The 9,396-nt window shown below is 75.7% G+C and carries 9 protein-coding genes; 6 read left to right on the forward strand and 3 right to left on the reverse strand.

The features are described from left to right. Window positions 1-45: 45 nt before the first annotated feature. On the reverse strand, window positions 46-558 hold the full coding sequence (locus tag IE311_RS28335; protein ID WP_189834680.1) for a GNAT family N-acetyltransferase: 513 nt from the start codon (window positions 556-558) through the stop codon (window positions 46-48). Between the two features lie 291 nt (window positions 559-849). Here IE311_RS28335 and IE311_RS28340 point away from each other — a divergent pair, with 291 nt between their 5' ends. The 3 genes from IE311_RS28340 (at window position 850) to IE311_RS28350 (ending at window position 4,728) form a co-directional block, all read left to right on the forward strand. After that, window positions 850-2,106, forward strand: a complete 1,257-nt coding sequence (locus IE311_RS28340) for a sulfite oxidase (protein ID WP_189834681.1) — start codon at window positions 850-852, stop codon at window positions 2,104-2,106. 158 nt (window positions 2,107-2,264) lie between these two features. After that, window positions 2,265-3,497: an aminotransferase class I/II-fold pyridoxal phosphate-dependent enzyme gene (locus IE311_RS28345; protein WP_189834682.1), complete on the forward strand. Its 1,233-nt coding sequence runs from the start codon at window positions 2,265-2,267 to the stop codon at window positions 3,495-3,497. 184 nt (window positions 3,498-3,681) lie between these two features. Next, the gene (locus IE311_RS28350; RefSeq protein ID WP_189834693.1) at window positions 3,682-4,728 is read left to right on the forward strand and encodes an MBL fold metallo-hydrolase; all 1,047 of its coding nucleotides are present in this window, start codon (window positions 3,682-3,684) and stop codon (window positions 4,726-4,728) included. Here the strand turns inward: IE311_RS28350 and IE311_RS28355 are convergent. Then, window positions 4,708-5,352, reverse strand: a complete 645-nt coding sequence (locus IE311_RS28355; protein WP_189834694.1) for a DedA family protein — start codon at window positions 5,350-5,352, stop codon at window positions 4,708-4,710. The two genes, IE311_RS28350 and IE311_RS28355, sit on opposite strands and share 21 nt — an antisense overlap. A 17-nt stretch (window positions 5,353-5,369) precedes the next feature. Next, the gene (locus tag IE311_RS28360; RefSeq protein ID WP_189834683.1) at window positions 5,370-6,149 is read right to left on the reverse strand and encodes an MBL fold metallo-hydrolase; all 780 of its coding nucleotides are present in this window, start codon (window positions 6,147-6,149) and stop codon (window positions 5,370-5,372) included. Between the two features lie 135 nt (window positions 6,150-6,284). Here IE311_RS28360 and IE311_RS28365 point away from each other — a divergent pair, with 135 nt between their 5' ends. From IE311_RS28365 to IE311_RS28375, 3 genes are all read left to right on the forward strand, one after another. After that, the gene (locus tag IE311_RS28365; RefSeq protein WP_189834684.1) at window positions 6,285-6,701 is read left to right on the forward strand and encodes a recombinase family protein; all 417 of its coding nucleotides are present in this window, start codon (window positions 6,285-6,287) and stop codon (window positions 6,699-6,701) included. Window positions 6,702-6,835: 134 nt separating this feature from the next. After that, window positions 6,836-8,977 carry a phage holin family protein gene (locus IE311_RS28370; protein ID WP_189834685.1) on the forward strand — a complete coding sequence of 714 codons (2,142 nt, stop codon included), beginning with the start codon at window positions 6,836-6,838 and terminating at the stop codon, window positions 8,975-8,977. Window positions 8,978-9,136: 159 nt separating this feature from the next. Beyond that, window positions 9,137-9,396: hypothetical protein (locus tag IE311_RS28375; RefSeq protein WP_189834686.1), on the forward strand; the 260-nt coding region annotated here is incomplete at its 3' end.

A 9,396-nucleotide genomic window follows, 5' to 3' on the forward strand; every position in this document is an offset into this window, starting at 1 on the left:
GGATGTCGAATGATGAGACCCGTGTCTTGAAATATGGACGGCCTGTCAGCTGAACAGATCGCGCCGGTACCGGAGTTCCTCCAGGACGCGGCCGCCCGTCTCCTCGCGCACGGCCTCCCCGTCCGGTCGCCAGCCGGCCGCCTCGTAGAAACGGCGAGCCCGCGCGTTCCCCGCGAACACCCACAGCGCCGCCGTGCGGAACCCGGCCGTCGCGAGCGCCTGTGTGGACTCCGCGAGCAGCGCTCTCCCGACTCCGGTGCCCCACACCTCCGGCAGGGAGTAGAGCGCCGCGAGCTCGGCCGTGGTCCCGGGATCGAACTCCTCGCCCCGCCAGGCCCGGAAACAGGAGAACGCCCGCACCCGTCCGCCGGAGCAGGTCGCGACCAGGACCGCGGGCCGGTCCGGCACCGTGAGACGGGCCCGCCACTCGGCGGAACGCTCCTCGATGTCCAGGGCGTCCAGAAAGGGGCCGGGGAGCAGGTCGCGGTAGGCGGCCCGCCAGGACAGGACGTGCACGGCGGCGATCTCGGCCGCGTCCTCGGGATGTGCTTCACGCATCGGCATGCGGCATTGTCGGCAGGTGAGCCCCGCGGCCGCCTCCGCAATTCCCGTCCGTGCAGAGTCGCTTCAGGGCGTCCGCCCCCGAGTTCCGGGTGTCCGGCGTCGGTTGCCGGGCGGTCGACCGCGATGCGGGGCGTGCCGTCGCCGGCCTCTCGGGCCCGCTGCCGAACGTACCTGACGAACCCACTGTGACAGCCGCGTGAACGGACCGCCCGGACCGCCTCCGCGCCCCTAGGATCGGCCGCGCCGCCGACCGGTGGTGCGCCTCTCCCCCTGCCGAGGAGTCCCGTGCAGAACCCGCCCGCGCCCGCCCGCCGCTCCCTGCTGAAGGTCCTCGCGGCGGCCCCCGCGGTCTCCGTCATCGGGGGTGCCGTCACCGCCGCACCCGCGCACGCCGCACCCGCGCCCGTGGTCGCCGGCGGCGCTGCCGCACCCGCGTCCACCGCCCCCGGGCTCCTCGCCGCGCCCGGCATCGTCAAGGCCCTTCCGGCCGAGTACTTCACCGTCCGCGGCACCAACGCCGAGGCGCGCTTCGACGGATTCGGCGACACCGGCGCGCTCACCCCCGCGGACCGCTTCTTCGTCCGCAACCACACCTCCACCCCCGTCCTCGACGCCGCCGACTGGCGTCTGACCCTCTGGGGCGACGGACTGCACGGCCGCGCCCCGGTCCACTTCACGTACGGGCAGCTCCGCGACCTGCCCTCCGTCACCCGTACGGCCCTGATCGAGTGCGCCGGAAACGGCCGCAGTCTCTACGCGAGCCAGCAGGGCGAGCCGGCCACCGGGACCGCCTGGACCCTCGGCGCCGTCGGAGCCGCCCGCTGGCGCGGGGTGCGCCTCTCCGACGTGCTCCGACGTGCCGGGATCGCCCGGGACGCCGTCGATCTCCTGCCGCGCGGTCTCGACGACCCGTACGTCTCCGGCGGCCTCGACCACGGCCGGGTCCGCCGCCCGCTGCCGGTCGCGAAGGCCTTCGACGACGTGATCCTCGCCTACGAGATGAACGGCGAGCCCCTCCCGTACGACCACGGCCACCCGGTCCGGCTCGTCGTGCCCTCCTGGGTCGGCATCGCCTCGATCAAGTGGCTCGGCGACATCGAGGTCTCCACCCGCCCGCTCACCTCGCCCTGGTCCACCGACTGGTACCGCCTCTTCGGCCCCGCCCACCCCGAGGGCGGCTCCGCCCCGATCAGCCGGCAGACGCTCAAGTCCGCCTACCAGCTGCCCTTCGGCGCCACCCTGGAGGCCGGCCGCGTCCACCGGCTCACCGGCCGTGCCTGGTCCGCCCTGGCGCCCGTCCGGAAGGTCGAGGTCTCCACCGACGGCGGCGCCCACTGGCGACGGGCCGAGCTCCGCGACACACCCCGGCGGGACGGCTGGGTCCGCTGGAGCGTGCCGTGGCGACCGCGGACCACCGGTCCGGTCACCCTGCTCTCCCGGACCACCGACACCGCGGGCAACGTCCAGCCCGAGCGGGCCGTCCACAACACCCAGGGATATCTCTTCAACGCGGTCGTCCGGCACCCGGTGACCGTCGTCTGACCCGTTTCCGCCCCGCTCCCCGCACGCCCCGACCACCCCGTCCGTCACCCCGACCGTCGCCTGAAGCGACGCCTGGAGCGGCGAAACCGGTCGAACCTTCGTATAAAGGGCACGGGGGTGCCGTGCCGGCGCCCCCGTGCGCTCAGGAGGTACGGGACATGCGCCAGACGGCTCCGGACGGCCGCGGCCCGGTGCGCTACGGCCCTCCCGCCCCCGACACCGGCCTGCCCGTCCTGCCGGGGCTCGCCGGACTCCTCGCCGCCGCCGCGGGACGGACCACCCCCGAGCCGCCCGGCGGCGGCCCCGTCCTGCGCGAGGCGGCCTCCGGCTACTGGTGGCGCCGCGGCCTGCGCACCCACCCCGAGGACGTGGTGGCGGGCCCCGGCGCCCCCGCCCTGCTGCTCGCCCTGATCGCCGCCCACGGCGGCGACCTGCTGCTGCCCCGGCCCTGCCCCGCCTGGTGGACCCCGCAGGCCCGCCTCCTCGGCCGCCCGGCCTACCACGTGCCGACCCCCGCCGAGTGCGGCGGCATTCCGGACCCGTACGCGCTCCTGGAGACCGTCCGGCGGGTCCGCGCCGAGGGCGGCACCCCGCGCGTCCTCCTGCTCTCGGTCGCCGACGACCCCACGGCCACCGTCGCCCCGCCCGAACTCGTCCGCGAGGCCTGCGAGGCCGCCGTCGCCGAGGGCCTCCACGTCATCAGCGACGAGACCTGGCGCGACACCCGCCACCACCCCGAGGACACCGTGCTCCTCAGCCCCGCCGAGATGTGCCCGGACGACGTGACCGTCCTCTGCGACCTCGCCGGCGCGCTCGCCCCGGCCGCCTGGCCCTGCGCCGTCGCCCGCTTCCCGCCCACCGACCCGTCCCGCGCCGACCGCTGGACCGACCGCAGGGCCCGCGTCCTCGACGTGCTGACCGCCCTCGGGGCCGTCGTCCCCGGGCCGGTGGCCCCCGCCGTCGCGCACGCCCTCGACGAACCCGAGGACGTCTCCGTACGGGCCCGGCGCGCGGCCACCGTCCACGGCCGTCTGGCCGCGGCCGCGCACCGCACCGCGCTCGCCGCCGGTGTCCTCGCCCGGCCCCCGCAGGCCGGCCGCCACCTCTACGCCGACCTCGGACCGCTGCGCGCCGGTCTCGCCGCCCGCGGTGTCACCGACTCCCTGGAGCTGGAGAGTCACCTGACCGCCCGGCTCGGCGCGCCGGCCACCGGCGGCCACCGCTTCGGCGACGAACTCGGCGCCCTGCGCGTCAGGTTCGGCACCGACATGTTCCTGGGCGGTACGGAGGAGGAACGCGCCGAGACGCTCGGGGCGCGGGATCCGGAGGAGCTGCCCCATGTGGCCCGGAGGCTCGCGGAGTTCGGAGGAGCCCTGGAGGAACTCCGGTGACAGGGAGCGTCGTCGGCCGCCGACGGCGACAGCCGTCCTGTTCCGCGCCCGGGTGCGGTACGCGGTGCCGACGGCGACCGCCGCCCCGTACCGCGCCCGGGTGCGGCACGCGGCACGGCCGAAGCCCCTCGCGCCGGCGACCACCGGCACCACCCGTACGAGCCGCGCAGAACGGAGCCCGCAGATGACGGAACGGACGGCGGACCCCGCGCGGGCCGCCCAGGCCCCGTGTCCCCCCGACCCTGCCACGGCCCCCGCCCCCACTCCCGTGCTCCAGCCCGTCGGGCGGCTGCGCCCGGACTGGCCCCGCACGTTCGCCGACCGGCTCACCGCCCCCCTTCCGGGCGTGGGGGCGCTGGCGCGCCTCGCCCGCGAAGGGGCCGTACGCCCCCGGCCCGAGGGGCTCCGCGACATCCCGCTGCTCCCGTTCGAACCGGGACCGCTGCCCCCGGCGGGACCCGACACCCTGGCCGTCACCTGGGCGGGGCACGCCAGTTGGGTGCTGCGGGTCGGCGGACTCACCGTCCTCACCGACCCCGTCTGGTCCCGCCGCATCTTCGGCACCCCCGCCCGGCTCACCCCGGTCGGCGTCCGCTGGGAGGACCTGCCGCGCGTCGACGCCGTCGTCATCAGCCACAACCACTTCGACCACCTCGACGCCCCCACCCTGAAGCGGCTGCCCCGGCACACTCCGGTCTTCGTTCCCGCCGGCCTCGGCCGCTGGTTCGCCCGCCGCCGCTTCAGCCGCGTCACCGAGCTCGACTGGTGGGAGGCGGCCGAACTCGACGGCGTGCGCTTCGACTTCGTCCCCGCCCACCACTGGTCCAAGCGCACCCTCCTGGACACCTGCCGCTCCCTGTGGGGCGGCTGGGTGCTGACCGACCGGTCCGGGCGGCGCGTCCACTTCGCCGGGGACACCGGCTACGGCCACTGGTTCGCCGAGATCGGCCGCCGCTTCCCCGGGATCGACCTCGCGCTGCTCCCCATCGGCGCCTACGCCCCCCGCTGGTGGCTCAGCGACGTCCACACCGACCCGGAGGAGGCGGTCCGCGCCCACCAGGACCTGGGGGCACGGCGGATGGCGCCCATGCACTGGGCGACCTTCGTGCTGTCCTCGGAGCCCGTCCTCGAACCCCTCACCCGGGTCAGGACCGCCTGGGAGCAGGCCGGGCTGCCCCGCGAGGACCTGTGGGACCTGCCCGTCGGCGGCTCACGGGTGCTCGCGCCCTGACACCCCGTCGACGTCCGTCCTTCCCCGGACCCGCCGCCACAGCGACGGGACGGCGCTGATCAGCACCGTGAGGCCCACCGCGGCGACGACCCCCTGCCACGGCTCCGGGAAGAGCGAGCCGCCCAGGATCCCGATCAGCTGGTACGTCGCCGCCCAGGCCAGACAGGCGGCCGCGTCGCCCCGGGCGAAGCGCCGCAGCGGCATCTCCGACAGCAGACAGGCCAGCATCACCGGGATCCGCCCCGCCGGCACGAGCCGGGACAGCACGAGCACCGACACCTGATGGGTGTCGAGCCGCTCCTGCGCGTGGGCGAGCCGCTCAGGGGTCACCCGGCCGCGCAGGGCGGAGAGCCACCGCGAGCCGTTGCGGGACCGGACTCCGCGCTGTCCGAGCCAGTAGAGGGCGGTGTCGCCGAGCCAGGCGGCGAGGGCCGACAGCAGGAAGACGTGGAGCAGCGCGAGCGGCGAGGACTGGTGGAAGGCGACGACCGCCGCCGAACTGACGAGCGCCCCCGTCGGCACCACCGGAACGAGCGCGCCGAGCGCCACCAGCAGGAACAGTGAGGGATAGCCGACCGCCTGCTGCGTCGACTCCGGCGGCAGCTCCCGCACCGCCGCGGCCATCCCGCCGAGAGCGTGGATCACCTGGCGACCTCGGGCCGGACCCGTTCGCCGTGGGCGAGGAGGTGCACCGTCACCTTCGGCGCCAGCCGTGCCGCGTGCCGGACGAACTCGTCCCCCGGCGCGTGGAACTCGTGCGGCCGGATCCCGTCCAGCCCGATCGGCCAGTACGTGCCGAAGTGCACCGGGACCGCCGCCGCGGGCGACAGCGCGGCGAGAGCCTCGGCGGCCCGGCCCGCGTCGAGATGGCCTTGCCCGAGATACGGGCCCCAGCCGCCGACCGGCAGCAGAGCCACGTCCACCGGCCCCACCGCCTCCGCCATCCCGTCGAACAGCCCGGTGTCCCCGGCGAAGTACGTCCGCGCCTCGCCCTCGACGACATAACCGAGCGCGGGGGCGCGGTGCGGTCCGACCGGCAGCCGCCGCCCGTCGTGACGCGCCGGCACGGCCCGTACCGTCACACCCTCCACCGTCAACGTGTCGCCCGGTTCCACCTCGGTCAGCCGTATCCCGTTCCCGTCGAGCCTCCGCAGCCCCGGCACGGCGGCGGGGGCCCCGCGCGGCACGATCAGACGCGTCCCGGGCGCGAGCCGGGCCAGCGACGGAAGATGCAGATGGTCGGAGTGCAGGTGCGACACGAGGACGGCCTCGGCGACCGCGGCCTCGGGCGGCGGCAGGGCTCCGCGCCGCCGCCGCAGATGCGCGAGGCGCCGCGCGAACAGCGGATCGGTGAGAAAGCGGACCCCGGAGTCCTCGACCGTGCAGGTCGCGTGACCCCACCAGGTGACCTCCACCGGCATGCCGCCTTCCGTCGTCGGGGCCGCGGTCGCCGCGCGCGATGTCCACGGCCGTTCCGTAACTCCTTGACGAGGGTAAATGTCCGGAGCGGGCGCCGGAGGATGTTCGGCCGTCCCGTCCCGCAGTAGGGTCGGCGCATGGACGACGTTCGGGTGGCGGCGATCGCCAGCCTCACCCCGCTCGAAGAGCTGGACAGCGACCCCTTCCTTGTCGACACGCGCGGTCAGCACGCGCTGTGTGCCCGCTGGGCCGACGACAAGGGGTACGTGGTCGCCCGCAAGTTGCTGTTCTACGGAATGCGGCCCGATCACGCGGCGCTGTGGGCGGACGTGGAGGCGGGCGCGGTCGACCTCTTCGTCGCGGCCAACGAGCGGGTGCTCGCGCGCGCGGTGACCTCCGTCTCCGGATTCCGCGACGAGTGCGCGCGGCGCGGAGTGCGGGTGGAGACCGCCTGTCCCGACGAACCGGCGTGCGAACCGGAGTACGACGCGGCGGCCAAGGCGGGGGTCCACCGGCGGCTCTCCATGCCGACCGCGGGGTACGACGGCTCCTGACCCGGCACCGCGAGCCGGCCCGGCCCGAGGTACGACCTGACACACCCGGTCCGGTCCCGGTCACCCGTTTCCCCCGCCGACCGTGGGCGTTGTGCCACGCTTGAGACAGGAAACGGGCGAAAGGTGAAGCGGGCGTGGGTGACGGGCGATGGGGTGGCGCCGAGCGCTGGCGGTCCGCGGGCGGGACGCTGGGGCGGGTGATCGTGGTGTGGGCCGTGTCCACCCTCACCATGCTGATCCTCGCCGGGCTGCTCCCCGACTTCGAGCTCCAGTCCGCCGACGGCGACAGCTTCACGAGAACGGCGCTCACCGCGGCCGCCGCGGCCGGGGCGTTCGGTCTGCTCGGCGCGCTCGTCTGGCCGCTGATCGTGCGCGCCCTGCTGCTCGTCCCGGCGCTCGTCCTCGGCCTCCTCGTGTTCTTCCTCAACGGGTCGATGCTGCTCGTCGCGCTCTGGGTCATCCCGGACGGGCGCGGCGCCGCCAACCCGGAGACCGCCGTCGTGGTCGCCGCCGTCATGTCCGCGGTGGCCTCCGCGACCTCCACCGGTCTCGCCGTACGGGACGACGACGCCTACCGCCGCCGCCTCTACCGGCTCACCGGCCGCACCCGGCCCCGCGCGTCGGTCGACGCCCCCGAGCAGGTCCCCGGCACGGTCTTCCTCCAGCTCGACGGCGTCGGCCACCACGTCCTGCGCGACGCCGTCGCCGACGGGCTCATGCCGACCGTCGCGGCCTGGATCGCGGACGGCCACCGGCTCACCCCCTGGCGCACCGACTGGTCGAGCCAGACCGGCGCGAGCCAGCTCGGCATCCTGCACGGCTCCAACGAGGACGTGCCCGCCTTCCGCTGGTACGAGAAGGACACCGGCCGGCTGATGGTGTCGAACCGCCCGGCCAGTGCCGTGGAGCTCCAGCGCCGGGCCGTCCGCCGCACCGGCGACGGCGGCCTGCTCACCGTCGACGGGGCCTCCCGGGGCAACCTCTTCAGCGGCGGCGCCGACCAGCTCGCGCTGGTCCTCTCGATGGCCGCCCGCCGCGGCCCGCGCAACCGCTCGCGCGCCGGCTACTTCGCGTACTTCTCCGACCCGGCCAACGCCGTCCGCACCGCCGGATCGTTCGTCGCCGAATGCGGCCGCGAGATCTTCCAGTCCACCCGGGCCCTGCTCCGCCGTGACACCCCGAGGGTCTCGCGAGGCGGCACGTACCCCTTCGTCCGCGCCTTCGCGACGGTCCTGGAGCGGGACGTCGTGGTCTCCGCGGTGATGGGCGACATGCTCGGCGGGCGGACCGCGGTCTACGCCGACCTCGTCGCGTACGACGAGGTGGCGCACCACTCGGGTCCCCACGGCCGGGACACCGACCAGGTCCTCCGCCGGCTGGACCGCTCGATCGCGCTCATCGCCACCGTCGCCGAGCACGCTCCCCGCCCGTACCGGATCGTGCTCCTCTCCGACCACGGTCAGAGCGCCGGCGAGACCTTCGAAGGGGCGTACGGGCTGACGCTCAAGGAGCTCGTCAGGGCGGGGTGCGGGCTTCCGGTGCCGCGTCGGGTGCGCCGGACCCGCAGCGGCTCGGAGGCGCGGGACGCGGCGCGCGACGCACTGCGGCTCGCGCTGCACCGGCCGGTGGACGAGACCGGGGAGACGGCGCGGGAACTGTCCGCCCGGTCCTCCGAACCGCTCGTCCTCGCCTCGGGCAACCTGGGCCTCGTCTCCTTCCCCGACGTGCCGCACCGGATGACCCGGGAGGAGATCGACCGGCGCCATCCGGCGCTGCTCCGCACCCTCGCCCACCATCCGGGCGTCGGCTTCGTGCTGGTGGCCAGCGCCGAGCACGGTTCGGTGGTGCTCGCCAGGGGCGGGGTGGAGGTGCCCGTGGCCGAGCTCGACGACGGGGGACCGCTCGCGGTCTTCGGGCCGGGCGCGGCGCGGGCGGTCCGGCGCACGGACGGCTTCCCGCACGTCGCGGACATCATGGTCAATTCGATGTACGACCCGGCGACCGGTACCGTGCACGCCTTCGAGGAGCAGATCGGCTCGCACGGCGGGCTCGGCGGGGAGCAGTCGCACCCCTTCCTGCTCTCGCCGCCGGAGCTGTCGCCTCCCGTCGGCGCGGGGGAGGAGCTGATCGGCGCGGAGCAGGTGCACCGGGTGCTGCGGCGCTGGCTGCGCGAGTGCTCGGGCCCGCAGGTGCCGCTGGAGATCTCGCCGTCCACGGAGGAAGCGCAGCCGATGCTTCCGGTTGATCGACCGGTCGCGCAGGACAAGAACCACTGATTCGGGCGCCTGTTCGTCCCCACCGGACCATGGCCCGAGGCCCGGGGGAGACGGGCCCCCCGGAGGACGGACCTCCCGGACGACGGGCCTTACGCCGCTCGGGCGGATCTCCGGCCCGGTGGGCCTCTCCGGGGTCCTCGCGGGGCAGGACGGTTCACCGTGAGCCCCGTGCACCGGACGACCCGCGTGCCCGCCACCCCGGCGGGCCGTCGGCCGCGCCCGGGCCCCCGGCGGCGCTGGTGGACCGTGCTGCTCCTCGTGCTCGCCGCACTGCTCGGCACCGGTGCCGCCGCGATGCTCACCGGCGGCGCCGAGGCGCGGCCCGCCGCGGCCTCCCCGGCCTCCGACCCCGGTGCCGAGTCGCACGACCCGACCGCGGCGGAGGCGGCGCTGCTCGGACGGGGCCGCCGGCACCGTAC

Origin of the sequence: Streptomyces zaomyceticus, assembly GCF_014656215.1 — a bacterium.
GTDB classification, from domain to species: domain Bacteria; phylum Actinomycetota; class Actinomycetes; order Streptomycetales; family Streptomycetaceae; genus Streptomyces; species Streptomyces zaomyceticus.

What these genes read in the sequence shown, in the direction of transcription:
- IE311_RS28365 (WP_189834684.1), top strand. Translation starts at nt 6,285, where the DNA reads ATGGACGACGTTCGGGTGGCGGCGATCGCCAGCCTCACCCCGCTCGAA.
- IE311_RS28335 (WP_189834680.1), bottom strand. Translation starts at nt 558, where the DNA reads ATGCGTGAAGCACATCCCGAGGACGCGGCCGAGATCGCCGCCGTGCAC.
- IE311_RS28355 (WP_189834694.1), bottom strand. Translation starts at nt 5,352, where the DNA reads ATGGCCGCGGCGGTGCGGGAGCTGCCGCCGGAGTCGACGCAGCAGGCG.
- IE311_RS28345 (WP_189834682.1), top strand. Translation starts at nt 2,265, where the DNA reads ATGCGCCAGACGGCTCCGGACGGCCGCGGCCCGGTGCGCTACGGCCCT.
- IE311_RS28350 (WP_189834693.1), top strand. Translation starts at nt 3,682, where the DNA reads ATGACGGAACGGACGGCGGACCCCGCGCGGGCCGCCCAGGCCCCGTGT.
- IE311_RS28360 (WP_189834683.1), bottom strand. Translation starts at nt 6,149, where the DNA reads ATGCCGGTGGAGGTCACCTGGTGGGGTCACGCGACCTGCACGGTCGAG.